The organism is Senegalia massiliensis (genome assembly GCF_900626135.1).
Classification (GTDB): domain Bacteria; phylum Bacillota; class Clostridia; order Tissierellales; family SIT17; genus Anaeromonas; species Anaeromonas massiliensis.
The window spans coordinates 776059-793679 of record NZ_LR130785.1; the positions used below are offsets into that span (position 1 = coordinate 776059).

Sequence of the window (17621 nt, forward strand, 5' to 3'; positions counted from 1 at the left end):
GATAAAATGATTGGAACAATCACATTAAATCCAGCAGTAGATAGACGATATAATATAGACATTTTAGAAAAAAATACTGTCAAAAGAACAGAAGATTATATGGCTAGTGCTGGAGGTAAAGGCTTAAATGTTTCAAGAGTAGCAAGAATTTTAGGTGAGGATGTAACTGGATTTGGTTTCTTAGGTGGGAATACAGGTGATTTTATAAGAAATGAAATATCAAAATTAGGTATAAATGATAGTTTTACATCTATTAATGGAACAACAAGAACATGTTTAAATATAATTGATGATAATAATGATAATATTGAAATATTAGAAAAAGGTCCAGTTATATCAAAAGAAGATAAAAATAAATTTCTAAAAGAACTTGAACTACAATTAGAGAAATTAGATATTATTGCTATATCAGGTAGCTTACCTAAAGGAGTAGATATAAATATTTATTCTGATATAATTAAAATAGCAAAAAAATATAATAAAAAGGTAATACTTGATACAAGTGGAGATGCATTTTTAGAAAATTTAAAGTCAAATCCATTTTTAGTGAAACCAAATAAAGAAGAATTAGAAAATATAACTGGCATAAGACTAGATTGTGAAGAGGCTATAAAAATGGCAGCCCATAAGATATTAAGAAAAGGTGCAGAAAATATTTTAGTATCACTTGGAAGTAATGGAATGTACTTTTTTGGTGAAGAAGGAAATTTCAAAGTGGATATACCAAAAATAAAAATTAAGAATACAGTAGGTTCAGGTGATAGTTCAGTAGCTGGGTTTGCCTACTCATTTTCAAAAGGTCTTGATATTCAAGATATATTAAAATATGCAAATGCTTGTGGAATGAGTAATGCAATGGAAAAAGGAACAGGTAGTATCGACATAGAAAAAGTAAATGAATTAAGAAAAAAAATAAAAGTAAGAAAAATATAAATAGCTGAGGATTAATCCTCAGCTATTTATCTATAAAAGGAAGGTGGATAAAATGATAAAACTTATTGCAACAGACATGGATGGAACACTGGTACAAAGTGATGGTAATATCAGTGATGAATTTTCAGATGTTTTTAACAAATTAAGAGAAAAAGGTATAAAATTCGTGGCAGCAAGTGGAAGACAATATTATAAATTAAGAGAAAATTTTAATGACTATGCTGATGATATGGCATTTATTGCAGATAATGGTACTATGGTAATGTACAAAGAGGAAGAATTATATTCTAAAGAATTAAATTACCTTCAAGTAAAAGAAATTATAAAAAAAGTAGAAAATATGAAAGATGTACACCTGGTGCTTTCTGGCAAGAGAAAAGCTTATTTAGATACTGATAAAAAAGAAATAATAGATGAAATAGAGAAATATTATAAAGAGTATGAAATAGTAGATGATTTAGAAACAATTGATGATGAAATATTAAAAATAGCTGTATATCATCCAGAAAATATTGAAGGTTTATATAATGAATATTTTTCACCACATTTTGGTAATGAAGCTAAAGTTTCGGTATCAGGCGAGTTTTGGTTAGATGTATATAACAAAGATACCGACAAAGGTATAGCACTCAAGATGATACAAGAAAAATTTAATATAAAAAAAGAGGAAACAATGGCTTTTGGTGACTATTTTAATGATACTCCAATGCTAAAGGAAGCAAAATATAGTTATGCTATGGAAAATGCTCCAGAGGAGTTCAAAAAGGATGCTAATTTCATAGCAAAATCTAATGATGAAAATGGGGTAATAGAAGCAATTAAAGAAAAAATAAATTTGAGTAAATCTTCCTAAAACTATATAATAATAACATGAAGTAAGACTCAATCAGATTCATTTCTGATGAATAGTAGTCTTATCCATGAGTTATACAATTCTTTATACATCATATTCAAGATGGATAATTAGAATTTTAAGCTGTGGGATCAGTAATTTTAGGAGGAAAATAAATGGATATAGTATTAAAACTGGCAGAAGAATTTAATATAAGAAAAAAACAAGTAGAAGACACTATTAATTTAATTGATGAAGGTAATACAATACCTTTTATAGCAAGATATAGAAAAGAAGTAACAGGGGGATTATCTGATGAACTTTTACGTGATTTAGATGAGTCACTTACTTACCTTAGAAATCTTGAATCTAGAAAAGAAGAAGTAATTCGTTTAATAGATGAACAAGAAAAACTTACAGATGAATTAGAAAAAGAAATATTATCTGCAGAAAAATTACAAAGAGTAGAAGATTTATATAGGCCTTTTAAACAAAAAAGAAGAACAAGAGCTACAAAAGCAAAAGAAAAGGGACTTGAACCATTAGCTGACATTATGCTCGAACAAGAAATAGAAGTTGGAAGCATTGAAGAAGTAGCAAAAGAATATATTGATGAAGAAAAAGAAGTAAATTCAATACAAGAGGCAATAGATGGTGCAAAGGATATAATAGCTGAAATTATATCTGATAATGCCGATTTTAGAAAATATATTAGAGGAGTATTGTATAATAAATCTGTAATTTCTTCAACATTATCTAAAGAAGATAAAAACTCAGTATATGAAATGTATTATGAATATAATGAAGAAGTTAAAAAGATAGCAAATCATAGAATACTTGCAATAAACCGTGGAGAAAAAGAAGGTATATTAAAGATAAATCTAATAACTCCAGATGATATAATATTAGACTATTTAAAAAGGAATACTATAATAAATGAAAATAGCATTTTTAAATCCGCTATAATAGAAGCTATAGAAGATTCATATAAAAGGCTTATTTCTCCATCCATAGAAAGAGAAATAAGATCAATACTTACAGAAAGAGCAGAAGAAGAAGCAATAAAAGTATTTGCAAAAAATACAAAGCCACTTCTTATGATACCACCAGTGTCTGGGGTAAGAGTTATGGCTATTGATCCTAGTTTTAGAACAGGATGTAAAATTGCAGTATTAGATGAAACAGGAAAATTATTATACTATACTACTATATATCCAAACGAACCACAAAATAAAGTAGAAGAATCTAAAAAAATAATGAAAGATATAATAGAAAAATATGATATAGATATTATTCCAATTGGGAATGGTACAGCTTCAAGAGAAACTGAAGCTATTATATCCAGCATGTTAAATGAAATAGAAAAAAAGGTATATTATACAATTGTATCAGAAGCAGGAGCCTCAGTATATTCTGCATCTAAACTTGGAACTGAAGAATATCCAGATATAGATGTTTCCATAAGAGGAGCAATAAGTATAGGTAGAAGACTTCAAGATCCTCTTGCAGAATTAGTAAAAATTGATCCGAAAAGCATAGGAGTAGGTCAGTATCAGCATGATTTAAATCAATCTAAACTTTCACATTCTCTTAAATCAGTAGTAGAAGATTGTGTTAATACAGTTGGAGTAGATTTAAATACAGCATCACCTTCACTTCTCAACTATGTTGCTGGTTTATCACCTGCAGTATCTAAAAATATAGTAAAATATAGAGAAGAGATAGGAAGATTTAAAAATAGAAAAGAAATTAAAAAAGTTAAAAGACTTGGTGGAAAAACTTTTGAACAATGTGCAGGATTCCTTAGAATATCAGAAGGAGATAATCCTCTTGATAATACTTCAGTTCATCCTGAAAGTTATGATATAACTATGAAATTAATAAACAGATTAGGTTATTCAAAGGAAGATATAAAAAGTGGAAAACTTAAAGATATAAAATCTAGAATAGTAGAAAATGGATCAATAGAAGAATTGGCAGAAGAACTAGAAGTGGGAGTTCCAACATTAGAAGATATAGTAAAAGAAATAGAAAAGCCAGGACGTGATCCAAGAGAAGATATGCCTAAGCCAGTATTTAGATCAGATGTACTTAAGATGGAAGATTTAAAACCTGAAATGGTATTAAGTGGAACAGTAAGAAATGTAGTAGATTTTGGTGCATTTATAGATATTGGAGTAAAACAAGATGGTTTAGTTCATATATCTCAGTTAAGTGATAAATACGTAAAAAATCCAATGGACATAGTCTCAGTAGGAGATAGTGTAAAAGTAAAAGTTATGGATGTAGATTTACAAAAAGGTAGAGTATCACTTACAATGAAGGGTATTTAAATAAATTTATAATATAAACAAATTAAAATATTGGGGGAATATAAAATGACAAAAAGATATCCAAGAGTTGAAGTGGATTTAGGAAAAATCACTCATAATACAAAGAAAATGGTTGATATTTGTAAATCCATAGGAGTGGAAATAGTAGGAGTGAATAAGGTTACTTGTGGATCAGTTGAAGTTGCAAATGCATTAATAGATGGTGGAATAAAAATAATAGGTGAATCTAGAATAGAAGCATTAAAAGGATTAAAGGATATAAAAGCAGAAAAAATGTTACTTCGTCTTCCTATGATATCTAATGCGGCTAATGTAGTAAAATTCTCAGATATATCCTTAAATTCAGAAATTAAAACTATAAAAAAGTTATCTGAAGAGTCTCTTAAAATAGGAAAAAAACATAAAATAATACTTATGATAGATGTTGGTGATTTAAGAGAAGGAGTTTTTGATGAAGAAGATGCATTAAAAACAGTGGAACAAATAATAGAACTAAAAGGTGTAGAGTTTGAAGGACTTGGTACTAATCTGTCTTGTTTTGGTGGAATAATGCCTACAGAAGAAAATTTAGAAAAATTAAATAGGCTAAAAACAAAAATAGAGGAAAAGTTTGATATAAAAGTTAATACTATATCAGGAGGAAATTCAAGTAGTACACATTTAATTCAAAAAGGAAGATTGCCTAATTTTGTTAATCAACTAAGATTTGGAACAGTTTTAATGCTAGGTACAGTAGAAGTAAATGATACTAGAATAGATGATACATTTATAGATGCATATAAACTTAAAACGGAAATAATAGAACTTAAAAAGAAACCTTCAAAACCCATAGGTACTGCATCAGTAGATGCCTTTGGTAGTGTACCTGTATTTGAAGATAAAGGAGATATGATAAGAGCAATATGTGCAATAGGAAGACAAGATATTGATTTAGATTGGATGAAGCCTATAGATGAAAACATAGAGATATTAGGAGGAAGTAGTGATCATATTATATTAGATTTAACTCATACAAATAATAATTATGATATAGGAGATACAGTAGAATTTGAACTAAATTATGTAGCAATATTAAGAGCTATGACATCACAATTTATATATAAAGATTATTTAAAATAAAGAATAATTATAGAAAGGACTTTGATTTCAATTCAAGGTTCTTTTAATTTAAAAAATATTAAATGGGGCAAAATAAGTGATATGATAATTTTAAAATCGAAAGGAGAATTTATAAATGAATAATATTGATAAAGTAGTAAAAGATTTAGAAAAGGAACTTAAAAATTTGAGTAAATATATATATGATAATCCTGAACTTGGCTATGAAGAATATAAATCTAGTAAGGCTCATATAGATATATTAAAAAAACATGGATTTGATGTAGAAGAAAACTATTTAGATATAGATACAGCATTTAAGGCTACTTATGATAGTGGTAAAGAAGGGGCTACTATTAGTTATTTAGCTGAATATGATGCACTTCCAGGCATAGGTCATGGATGTGGTCATAATATACTTGGAACTACAAGTACTGGAGCTGGAATTACATTAAGTAAAATCATAGATGACATTGGTGGAAAAGTAGTAGTATTTGGGACACCAGCAGAAGAAACTAGTGGTGCTAAAGTAATAATGGCAGAAAAAGGTTCATTTGAGGATATAGATGTAGCCATGATAGCTCACCCAGGAGATAAATATGAAAAAAGTGGAAAAAGTCTAGCCATGGAAGCTATACAATTTAAATATACAGGAAGAACAGCTCATGCTGCAGCTTCTCCTCATGAAGGTGTAAATGCATTAGATGCAGCAATAAATACTTTTAATAATATAAATGCGCTTAGGGAACATATTTTACCATCTGCAAGAATTCATGGAATAATAAAAGAGGGTGGAGAAGCTGCTAATATTGTACCTGATTTAGCTATAGCACAATTTTATGTAAGAGCTACTACTAAAACATATTTAATTGAATTAGTAGAAAAAGTTAAAAACTGTGCTAAAGGAGCATCACTTGCAGCAGGAACAAAAATTGAGATATCAAATTATGAAGCATCTTATGATAATATGGTTACAAATAATGTATTGTCAAATCTATATACAAAAAACTTAAAAGATACTGGTGTAGAAGAAATATATGAGCCTAGAGAAAGCTTTGGTTCTATTGATGCAGGAAATGTAAGTCAAGTATGCCCTGCAATTCATCCAACATTTGATATTACAGGAAGAGAAGTTCCAGGTCATACAAGAGAATTTAGAGATGCTACACTTACAGATTATGCACATGAAAATATGAAGAAAACAATAAAAGCTTTAGCTACAACTGGAAAAGAAATAATTGAAAATAAAGAGATATTAGAAAAGATAAAAGAAGAATTTAACAATACTAACAAATAATTAAATGATATAATGGTATTGGAGATGATAATATGAGAATAAATTTAGGTAGAGTAGTTAATGATATTGAACAATTAGCTAGATTTAATGCAACACCAGGAGATGGATTAACAAGACTCTCTTTTACAAAAGAAGATAAAGAAGCTAGAGAATATATAAAAAAAGAAATGAAAAAAATAGGCTTAGAGATATATGAAGATGGTTATTCTAATCTATTTGGTAGAAGAGAAGGAAAAAATTCTAATGCACAAGTTATTATGTTGGGTTCTCATTATGATAGTGTAATAAATGGTGGAAAATTAGATGGAGTATTAGGAGTAGTAGCAGCTATTGAAATCATGAGAGTATTGGATGAAAATAATATAGAAAATTTCTATCCAATAGAAATGGTTGCAATGAATGATGAAGAAGGAGTACGTTTTGGTACTGGAGTATCAAACTCTAGAGCTATGGCAGGACTAATGAAAGAGGAAGAATTAGATAGGGCTAAAGACAAAAGAGGAGTTAGTTTAAGACAAGCAATGATAGAATTTGGCTTAACCCCTAATTTAGAAGATGCAAAAAGGGATGAGAATTCCATAAAATCTTTTATAGAACTTCATATTGAACAAGGATCTGTTTTACAAAATAATAACAAAGATATAGGACTTGTAGAAACAATAGTAGGATTAGATAGATATGATATAAAATTCAAAGGAAAAGCAGGACATGCAGGCACTACTCCTATGAACAATAGAAAAGATGCATTAGTTGCAGCATCAAAATTTATAATTTCTATAGAAAAAATAGCAAAAAATATAGGTGAAAGCACAGTAGCAACTGTTGGTGAACTAAAGTTATCCCCAAATGCTTCTAATGTTATACCTGGTTTTGTAGAAATTTCAGTAGACATTAGATCTACTAAAGAAGAAAGCATTAATAATGTATATAATGACTTTAAAAGTGAAATTGAAAAAATAAAAAAAGAATTAGATATAGATATTGAAGTTATAAAGACACTTTATACGCCTCCAGTAGACTTATCAGAAGAAAATATAAAGCTAATGGAAAATATATCAGAAAAATTGGGATATAAATACTTAAAAATGAATAGTGGTGCAGGGCATGATGCAATGAATATGGCTCATATAACTCCTACATCTTTAATATTTGTACCTAGTGAAAATGGGTTAAGCCACCATCCAGATGAATTTACTAAGCCTAAAGATTTTGAAAAGGGTATTGAACTGATGTTAAATACTATAGTAGAGTTAGCAATGAGGGATGATAATGAGTAATAAAAATTTATCAAGCATTGAAAAATCTATATTAATACTTAATAAATTAAGCGATACACCATATGAGTATAAAGCACAAGAATTAGCAGATATATTAAAAATAAATAAAACAACTATACACAGAATTTTAAATATTTTTTTAGAGAATGATTTAGTCATAAAAGATAATTTAACTAAGATGTATAGACTAGGTCCTCAAGTATATAGATTAGGTAGTGTATATTTAAATAATTTTAACTTTGAAAATAAAGTAGAAGAGATATTAAATGAAATATCTGCTGAAACAAAAGAATCTGTAGGTTTAGCTATAAGAGATAGAGAAAAAATAATATCACTTTATGAAATTGAATTATATCAACCTATGAAAATGAACTATAGACCAGGAATCTTTTATCCTATAAATCGAGGTTGTTATGGAAAATGTCTTATGGCTTATTATGATAGAGAAAAGGTAATAAAAATATTGGAGAAAGAAACATATGAGAAAGTAGCTAAAAATACACTTACAACTACTCAAGAAATTTTACAAGAGTATGAAAAAATAAAAAAAGATGGTTATGTAACTAGCATAGAAGAAAGCTTTAAATATGCAATAGGAGTAGGCATTCCTATATTTAACTCTAAAGGAGAAGTTGTATCCTGTTTAGCTGTATCTTTTTTAAAAACAGATGACTATATGAAAAAAATAGAAAAATTAAAAGAAATATTATTTAAATATAGACCAAAATTAGAAAAATATATTCCATAAATTTATGGAATATATTTTTTTATAGTAATATTCAGAAAATTATGTTATAATTATTACAAATAGTTCATATAACAAATTGATAGTTCATATAATGAACTACAAGAAAGGGGAGTTTAATGGATAATAAAAATGTCGATGAAATTAAGGAATTAATTTCAGAAAAAGAAGTTATTAAGATTATCAAAGAATTAGTAGAAATACCAAGTTATCCAGGAATTCAATCACAAGAAACAAAAGTTGCAGAAAGAATTAAACATATTTTTGAATCTGAAAATATTAAAGCAGAAGTTCAAGAAGTAGTAGATGGAAGATGTAATGTTATTGCAAAAATCAAGGGAAATGGTATTGGAAAGAATTTATTATTAACAGGACATACTGATACTGTACCTCCATATGACATGGAAAATGCATGTCAGTTAATAGAAAAAGAAAATAAACTATATGGAAGAGGTACTGTAGATATGAAAGGACCTTTAGCATGTATGATAGCTTCTATGATAGCAATTAAAAGGTCAAAAGTTGAATTAAAAGGTGATTTAATATTTGCAGGAGTAATTGATGAAGAAGAAGGTAGTGAAGGAACTATAGATTTACTTAAAAGAAATTTAGATATAGATGCTGCCATAGTTGGAGAGCCTACAAGTCTAGAAATATGTGTGGCTCATAGAGGACTAGAATGGATTGAGTTTGATTTTGTAGGAAAAACTGTTCATGGTGGAAAACAAGAAGAAGGTATAAATGCAATAGTAAAAGCAACAAATTTTATACAGAGGATAGAAGATGAAGTTATGCCAAAAATATATTCAAACGCTCATCCTATAATAGGTACATCTTCTATGAATTATGGAACTATAAATGGTGGAACTCAGCCAAGTACAGTAGCAGGAAATTGCAAACTCAAAATAGATAGAAGATGGGTACCAAAAGAAAACTACCAAGATATGTTAAAAGAATATCAAGATATTTTAGATGATATGTCTAAAAAAGATGATAAATTTAAATGTGAAATGAAAATAATGAAAGAAAGTGTTATGAGAGATGGTTATGTTCATGAAGCTATGGAAACAGATACAAATAGTCAGATAGTGAAGATATCTAAAGGTATAACAGATAAAATAATGGATAAAGATACAAAATTAACTTATTTCCCAGCATGGACTGATGGAGGATTACTTTCATCATATGGAAATATAGAGACGATTGTATTTGCACCAGGAGATTTGGAATCAGCTCATTCATCCAAGGAATTTATAGACAAAAAGCAAATTTATCCTGCTACAGTTATATATATATTGATAGCCTTGGAATATTGTAGTTAAAAAAATAGGGGGTATATAAATGAGTGATGTTAAATTAGATAATAAAAAGAAAAAGTTTAAGGTACCACATGTATATGTAATACTATTAACAATAATTTTAATTTGTGGTGTTCTAACATATATTGTACCAGCTGGTGAATATAATATGGTGGAAAACCAAGAGGGAAGAGAAGTATTAGATCCTGAATCATTTGAAAATGTTGAAAGAACACCAGTAACTCCATTTGGATTGTTAAAATCTGTACCAAAAGGTATGGTTGAAACGGCATTAATAATATTTTTTATTTTCATAGTTGGTGGATCATTTGCAGTTGTAGAAGCAACAGGAGCTACAGAAGCAGGATTAGGTAAAGTAACTATAATGATGGCAGGTAAAGAAAAACTAATAATACCTATAATTATGTTTGTATTTTCACTAGGTGGTGCTGTTTTTGGTATGGCAGAAGAAACACTTCCCTTTATACCTATAATGGTAACACTTTCAATAGCACTTGGATTTGACTCTCTTACAGGAGTAGGAATGGTGCTTGCAGGAGCTGGGGCTGGATTTGCAGGAGCATTTATGAATCCTTTTACTATAGGAGTAGCACAAGGTATAGCTGGAATTCCTTTATTTTCTGGTATGGGATATAGAATATTGGCCTATATTGTGATGTATCTATTAGCTACTTCATTTATTTTTTGGTATGCAGGAAGGGTTAAGAAAAATCCTAAAAAATCATTAATGTATGAAGCAGATCAAAAAAGAGAAGATACTCTAGATTTAGATAATTTAATGGATTTTACAGGAAGGCATAAAATAGTTTTATTAGTAGTAGCAGCAACAATAGGATTATTAGTATTTGGTGTTGTAAATTATGGTTGGTATATAGAAGAAATTTCTGCACTTTTCTTAGGGATGGCTATAGTAGTTGCTATTATAGGAGGACTTGGATTTAATGGCTTTGCAGAAAGTCTAATAGAAGGTATGTCTAATCTAGCAGGAGGAGCTCTAGTTGTTGGATTTGCAAGAGCTATACTTGTCGTACTTACAGAAGGACAAATACTTGATACAATACTACATTCTACAGCTAGTTTAGTATCAGGACTACCATCATATCTTGCAGCATTAGGAATGTATATTTTCCAATGTTTCCTTAACTTTATAGTACCATCAGGTAGTGGTCAGGCAGCAGTTTCTATACCAATTTTAGCTCCTCTTTCAGATTTAGTAGGAGTAACAAGACAAACTGCTGTACTTGCTTATCAATTTGGAGATGGTATTTCTAATATTTTCACACCAACTTCAGGCTATTTTATGGCAGGTCTTGCTTTAGCAAAAGTACCTTGGGACAAATGGGCAAAATGGATATTGCCACTAATATTATTAGAGTATTTAGTTGCAGGAATACTAGTTGTAATAGCTAATATTATTGGTTACGGTCCTTTTTAATAAATTTATAAATAGGGGATGAAAATATGTTTGATATCAAAATAAAAGATGGAACAATATATGATTTTAATGACAATTCTAAAAAAGTATTAGATATTGGAATAACTAATGGTAAAATAATTAAAATAGAGGAAAACATTGGTCAAGCTAAAAAAGAAATAGATGCAAGTAATATGGTAGTATCTCCCGGATTTATAGATATTCATATGCATGAAGAAACAATAGGAAACACTGTTGATAATGATGATTACGACATAGCTAATAAAATGTTACTTATGGGTGTTACTACTGGTGTTGGAGGAAATTGTGGAATAAATAAGCAATCAATTAAAGAGTTTTATGATTTTGTAGATAAAAATGGTTCTCCTATAAACTATCTTTTATTTATAGGACATAATTATTTAAGAGAACAAGTAGGAATAGAAGATAGGTATAGAAAAGCAACTGATAAAGAAATAGAGGAAATGAAAGTTTTATTGAATGAGGCTATAGATTATGGTGCAATAGGATTATCTTTTGGAATTGAATATTCACCGGGAATAACATTAGATGAAATTGTTAAACTATGTGAACCTTTAAAAGGAAAAGAAGTATTACTTTCAGCTCATTATAGAAAAGATGTTAAATATGCTATAGAATCTGTTAATGAACTTATAGATATCTCCAAGAAAACTGGAATACCAATGCAAATATCTCATTTAGGTAGTTGTGCAGCTTACGGTATGATGGATGAAACTTTAGAAGTAATACAAAATGCTATAGATGATGGTATTGATATTGAAGCAGATTGTTATCCATATGAGGCGTTTAGTACTTATATTGGTTCAGCCGTATTTGATGAAGGATGTTTTGAACTTTGGAATAAATCATATGATAGTATTTTACTTACTGAAGAACCATATAAAGGTGTCAAGTGTGATCAAGAATTATTTCATAAAGTTCGAAAAGAATATCCTAATATGTTAGTAGTAGCTTTTGTAATGAATGAAAAAGAAGTAATAGAAGCAATTAAATCACCTTTTATGAGTATTGCAAGTGATGGGTTATATAATAAATCTCAAGGACATCCAAGGGGAGCTGGCACATTTCCAAGAATATTGTCCAAATACGTAAGGGAAGAAAAAGAGTTAACTATGATAGATGCTTTAAAAAAGATGTCATTAAAACCAGCAAAAAGATTAGGACTTAAACATAAAGGTGAAATAAAATTAAATTATGATGCAGATTTGGTTATATTTAATCCTGAAAACATTCAAGATAATGCAGATTATTTAAACCCTACGGTACCTCCAGAAGGTATTGAATATGTTATAATAAATGGTGAAATAGCAGTTGAAGATAATAATATAAAAGAATCCAGACTTGGAAAAGTTATAAGAAAATAAAAATAAAGAAGAGCTGGTTCATAAATGAACCAGTTTTTTTAATTTTTCAATATAAATGGGGTAATATAGTATATAAAAGGTAATTGTGAAAGGGGAATTTCAAATGGATAATATTAAATATGGAATTATAAGTACAGCTTCAATAGTACCAAGATTTATAAATGCTGTAAAACAAGTAGGTAAAGGAGAAATAATAGCTATAGCTTCCAGAAATATTAATAGGGCAAAGGAAAAAGCAAAAGAATTTAAAATACCTAAGTATTATGGTAGCTATAAAGAATTATATGAAGATAAAGAGGTAAATGTAGTATATATTGCTACTATAAATGGTAATCATTATAATGATGCTTTAGAAGCATTAAAGCACAATAAAAATGTAATATGTGAAAAGCCTTTTACTTTAAAAAAAGAAGAAGCAGAACATTTATTTGACTTTGCAAAGGAAAAGGGACTATTTATAATGGAAGCACAGAAATCAGTATTTTTACCAATAACAAATAGAGTAAAAAAAATAATTGAAGATGGAGTTATTGGAGAAGTAAAATTAGTAAATTTCACAAGTTCTTATCTACCTGAACCTGATAACTGGGTTAATTCAAAAGAAGCTGGAGGAGGAGCATTATTTGCTAATGCAAGTTACTTTTTGGAATTAAGTAAATATATTTTTGAACAAGAAATATTACAAGTAAATGCAATGAGTTTAATTGGGCCTAAAGGTGCTGATTCTCAATATGCTATAAGCTTGAAATTAAATAATGATATTATGATTAATAGTACAACATCTTATCATGTTCTTACTACCAACAAAGCATTAATATATGGTGAACTAGGATATATAGAGATACCTAATTATTGGAAAGCTAGAAATGCAGTAATAGTATTTCATGATGGTAATAAAAAAGAGTTAAATTTTCCATGCCAATATGAATTAAAATATGAAATAGAACATATTGAAGAATGTTTAAAAAATAATTTAATTGAAAGTCCAATAATGAATCGTGATATGACTGTTAGTACAATTGGTTTAATGGAATCTATTAGTAAAGAGTGGAATTAAAACTCAAATATTGACAAGGGTGATAAAATAGAATAGATAGGCTTCAATCAACAAGGAAGGTGAACTTATGAATATCATAGAAGTAAATAATCTTACTGTAAAATATGATAATGTAATTGCTTTAGATGATATAAATATAAACATAAAAAAAGGAGAATTTTTAGGAATAATAGGACCAAATGGTGGAGGGAAAACTACTCTTTTAAAATCTCTTTTAGGTCTTATAAAACCAAATACTGGTCAAGTAAAAATAAATGATAATCGACCTATTGGTTATGTGCCTCAGTTTAGTAACTTTGATAGATCATTTCCTATAAAAGTATTAGATGTTATACTTTTAGGTAAACTTGAAGGGAAAATTAAATTTCTTCATAGATTTAAAAATACAGATATTAAAAAGGCTGAGGAAATAATGCATAGCCTTGGCATATATAAATTTAGAAATAGACAAATATCACAATTATCAGGTGGACAACTTCAAAAGGTACTTATTGCTCGTGCACTTATAATGGAACCTGAAATTATGATATTAGATGAACCTACAGCAAGTTTAGATGCTAATTCTAAAACAGAAATATACAATTTACTTAAAAAGTTAAATGAAGATAAAACTATAATAGTAGTAAGTCATGATGTAGGGGTCATTAATTCTTATATAGATACGGTAGCTTGTCTAAATAAGAAGATGCATTATCATGGTGAGGATACAAAATTGAGCAAAAGGACATTAGAAAATGTTTATGGTTGTCCAGTAGAATTAATAGCACATGGAAATACTCCTCATAGAGTGCTTCATGTTCATGATGAGGAAGGTGAAGAAATATGATATTAGAAGCATTTAAATATGATTTTTTTACAAATGCTTTTATTGCAGCAATACTTGCAAGTATTGTTTGTGGAATAATAGGTACTATAATTGTAGAAAAGAAACTTGTAATGATGAGTGGAGGTATAGCCCACACTTCTTTTGGAGGTATAGGTCTTGGGTATCTATTGGGATTTGAACCTATAATAGGTGCATTTTTATTTTCAATTATTGCTGCACTTTCCATATCTACAATAAATAGACGTGCAAAAACTAATTCAGATGCTATAATAGGCATATTTTGGTCAGTAGGAATGTCCTTAGGTATATTCTTTATATCCTTAATGGAAGGATATCCACCAGATATGACATCTTATCTTTTTGGAGATATTCTTACAGTTTCAGATTTTTCTATGAATATAATGATTGTAGCAAATATTGTAGTAGTTACTTCTATTATATTATTATTTAACTATTGGAAATCTTATTTATTTGATGAAGAGTTTTCAAGAGTATTGGGAATAAAAACTAGATTGTTGGAGAACTTTTTATTTGTAATGATAGCTTTAACTATTGTAGTATTACTTAAAGTAGTAGGAATAATACTTGTTATAGCTCTTCTTACTATACCACCTGCCATTGCTAAATTATTTACTTATGATTTGAAAAATATGATGATAATTTCTAGTATAATAGGGATTATATTTACAATTACAGGATTATTTATATCATATACATTTGATATAGCTTCAGGCGCTACAATAATACTTTTATCAGCATCAACATATTTTATATTAGCTATTATTAAGGGAAAAATTTTTAGAAAATAAACTTATTAATCTTGGAGAATACTCCAAGATTTTTTTAATAATTGTATTATTATGTATGATATACTTAAAATTAGATGTATATTTTAAAGGAGGAATTTATTTGGAGAGTATAAATGAGAAGGAATATAGTAGGAGATGGATTATATGGGGAGTACTTGCTCTTTCTTATGTAATAGTATTTTTTCATAGAGTAGCAGCAGGTGTTGTAAGGGAAGAACTTATAAATTCGTTTAGTATAACAGATGTAGAGTTTGGAAATTTTGGTTCCATGTATTTTTATCCATATATGTTAATGCAAATACCAAGTGGAATATTAGCTGATACTTTAGGGGCTAGGAAAACGGTTACATTAGGAACTATATTTGCAGGTATAGGATCTATTATATTTGGATTTTCTCAAAATATTACTATGGCTTACATTGGTAGACTTATAGTAGGTTTTGGAGTTTCTGTAGTTTTTATTTCAATACTTAAAGTACTATCACAGTGGTTTAAACCTTCAGAATTTGGAAAGATGTCAGGTTTTACATCTTTTATTGGAAACGGTGGAGCTTTGCTTGCTCAATATCCTTTAGTGCTGTTAGTAGCAGCAATTGGATGGAGAAATTCTTTTTCTGTAATTGGATTTATAAGCATTGCTATAGCAATACTTGCATATATCATAGTAAGAAATACTCCTACAGATGTAGGGCTTAAGCCCATTGTAATTATTAATGAAAAAGATGATTTAAATATTAGAAGTGGTATTAAGACAGTATTTAAGAATCCATATACATGGCCAAGTTTTTTTGCTATGGGAGGAATTTTTGGTACAGTTATAGCTTTTATGGGGACATGGGGAGTTCCTTATATGATTTATACATATAATATTTCTAAAAGTGAAGCTTCCATATTTACTATGATGATAACAATTGGACTTATGGTAGGAAGTTTAGTTATTGGTAATATTTCAGATAAATTAAAGAAAAGAAAACTACCGTTTATAATTTCAACTATAATTTATTTATGCATATGGCTAGTATTTATATTTGTAGATATTGATATAAATTATTTATATATACTGTTTTTTCTTATGGGGTTATTTTCTTCTGGATTTATACTTTCATGGGCAATAGTAAAAGAAGTTAATCCAGAGAAATATTCAGGCGTATCTACATCCATAGCTAATATGGGAGGGTTTTTGTTTGCAGCAATTATTCAACCACTTATAGGGTATGTTCTAGAATCAAGTAATTATGATTATACTTTAAGCTTATATGTATGTTTAATATTTATAATAATATCCATGGTATCAATATTATTTATAAAGGAAACTAACTGTAAGAATATTTATTGACAAACTAATAACTATATATTATAATTAAATTAATAAAAATAAAAAATAAATAGTTAATCTTCAGGGCAGGGTGAAATTCCCGACCGGCGGTAAAGTCCGCGACCCATATGAAAATATGGTTGACTTGGTGAAACTCCAAGACCGACAGTAAAGTCTGGATGGAAGAGGATTAAGTATGATACATACTTAATTATGTAGAATTTAAAGCCCTTGGAGTTTTCCAAGGGCTTATATTATCTACCTGAAGAAACTAATACAGGAGGTAAGTTAAATGTTGGCAACTAAAAAGAAAGTAAATACAAGATATCTTACAAAAACAGCAGTATTATCAGTATTAGCATTTTTAATTATGTTTATAGAGGTACCATTATGGTTTGCTCCACCATTTTTAAAGATTGATTTTAGTGATATACCAGCTTTGATAGGTGCATTTGCTTTAGGACCAATGACAGGAGTTGTTATTGAACTACTTAAAAATGTTTTAAATCTTGCACTTGAAGGTACCACTACAGCAGCTGTAGGAGAACTTGCTAATTTTATAGTAGGTAGTTTATTTGTATTTACTGCAGGAATAATTTACGAAAAGGGAAAAAGCTTTAAATCTGCTATAGTTGGGTTATTAGCAGGAACTATTGTTATGACTATTGTAGCAGCTATTGCAAACTACTTTTTCTTATTACCTTTTTATTCAAAACTATATGGATTACCAATAAGTAGTTTTGTAGAAATGGGATCTGCCCTTAATGGATTTGTAAAAGATGTAGAGACACTTGTTATATTTGCAATAACACCTTTTAATATTGTAAAAGGTATACTAATTTCCGCTATAACTATACCATTATATAAGAGAATATCACCGTTACTTCATAAATAACCAAAGCTATTTGCTTTGGTTTTTTCTTGTATATAATGGGCAATAATTATATAATACATAGTAGG

General features: G+C 28.6%; 15 protein-coding genes and 1 riboswitch. All 15 genes read left to right on the plus strand.

Annotation, left to right across the window (positions count from 1 at the left end; translation table 11 throughout):
* The first annotated feature begins 6 nt into the window (after positions 1–6).
* The gene (gene pfkB / locus E0D94_RS03800; RefSeq protein WP_130805974.1) at positions 7–933 is read left to right on the plus strand and encodes a 1-phosphofructokinase; all 927 of its coding nucleotides are present in this window, start codon (positions 7–9) and stop codon (positions 931–933) included.
* 52 nt (positions 934–985) lie between these two features.
* Positions 986–1786 carry an HAD family hydrolase gene (locus E0D94_RS03805; protein WP_130805975.1) on the plus strand — a complete coding sequence of 267 codons (801 nt, stop codon included), beginning with the start codon at positions 986–988 and terminating at the stop codon, positions 1784–1786.
* Positions 1787–1941: 155 nt separating this feature from the next.
* Positions 1942–4098 carry a Tex family protein gene (locus E0D94_RS03810; protein ID WP_130805976.1) on the plus strand — a complete coding sequence of 719 codons (2157 nt, stop codon included), beginning with the start codon at positions 1942–1944 and terminating at the stop codon, positions 4096–4098.
* Positions 4099–4143: 45 nt separating this feature from the next.
* Positions 4144–5217: an ornithine racemase Orr gene (gene orr / locus E0D94_RS03815; RefSeq protein WP_130805977.1), complete on the plus strand. Its 1074-nt coding sequence runs from the start codon at positions 4144–4146 to the stop codon at positions 5215–5217.
* Positions 5218–5332: 115 nt separating this feature from the next.
* Positions 5333–6493, plus strand: coding sequence for a M20 family metallopeptidase (locus E0D94_RS03820; RefSeq protein WP_130805978.1), 1161 nt, complete (start codon positions 5333–5335; stop codon positions 6491–6493).
* Positions 6494–6525: 32 nt separating this feature from the next.
* Positions 6526–7770, plus strand: coding sequence for a M20 family metallo-hydrolase (locus E0D94_RS03825; RefSeq protein ID WP_130805979.1), 1245 nt, complete (start codon positions 6526–6528; stop codon positions 7768–7770).
* Positions 7763–8518 carry an IclR family transcriptional regulator gene (locus E0D94_RS03830; protein ID WP_165442854.1) on the plus strand — a complete coding sequence of 252 codons (756 nt, stop codon included), beginning with the start codon at positions 7763–7765 and terminating at the stop codon, positions 8516–8518. The genes E0D94_RS03825 and E0D94_RS03830 overlap by 8 nt, the downstream gene beginning before the upstream one ends.
* 116 nt (positions 8519–8634) lie before the next feature.
* A complete protein-coding gene (locus E0D94_RS03835) occupies positions 8635–9837 on the plus strand; it encodes a M20 family metallopeptidase (protein ID WP_130805981.1) in 1203 nt (400 codons plus the stop codon).
* Positions 9838–9856: 19 nt separating this feature from the next.
* Entirely contained in the window at positions 9857–11269 is a 1413-nt protein-coding gene (locus E0D94_RS03840) for a YfcC family protein (RefSeq protein WP_130805982.1), read from the plus strand.
* 26 nt (positions 11270–11295) lie between these two features.
* The gene (locus E0D94_RS03845) at positions 11296–12654 is read left to right on the plus strand and encodes an N-acyl-D-amino-acid deacylase family protein (RefSeq protein ID WP_130805983.1); all 1359 of its coding nucleotides are present in this window, start codon (positions 11296–11298) and stop codon (positions 12652–12654) included.
* Positions 12655–12757: 103 nt separating this feature from the next.
* Positions 12758–13711 carry a Gfo/Idh/MocA family protein gene (locus E0D94_RS03850; protein WP_130805984.1) on the plus strand — a complete coding sequence of 318 codons (954 nt, stop codon included), beginning with the start codon at positions 12758–12760 and terminating at the stop codon, positions 13709–13711.
* Between the two features lie 67 nt (positions 13712–13778).
* Positions 13779–14537 carry a metal ABC transporter ATP-binding protein gene (locus tag E0D94_RS03855; protein ID WP_130805985.1) on the plus strand — a complete coding sequence of 253 codons (759 nt, stop codon included), beginning with the start codon at positions 13779–13781 and terminating at the stop codon, positions 14535–14537.
* Positions 14534–15346 (plus strand): metal ABC transporter permease, encoded by an 813-nt coding sequence (locus tag E0D94_RS03860; protein ID WP_130805986.1) that lies wholly within the window; start codon positions 14534–14536, stop codon positions 15344–15346. The genes E0D94_RS03855 and E0D94_RS03860 overlap by 4 nt, the downstream gene beginning before the upstream one ends.
* Before the next feature lie 100 nt (positions 15347–15446).
* The gene (locus E0D94_RS03865; protein ID WP_242620474.1) at positions 15447–16682 is read left to right on the plus strand and encodes an MFS transporter; all 1236 of its coding nucleotides are present in this window, start codon (positions 15447–15449) and stop codon (positions 16680–16682) included.
* A 52-nt stretch (positions 16683–16734) separates the two neighbouring features.
* Positions 16735–16856: riboswitch (FMN riboswitch) on the plus strand.
* A gap of 97 nt (positions 16857–16953) precedes the next feature.
* The gene (locus E0D94_RS03870; RefSeq protein ID WP_130805988.1) at positions 16954–17556 is read left to right on the plus strand and encodes an ECF transporter S component; all 603 of its coding nucleotides are present in this window, start codon (positions 16954–16956) and stop codon (positions 17554–17556) included.
* The last annotated feature ends 65 nt before the right edge of the window (positions 17557–17621 follow it).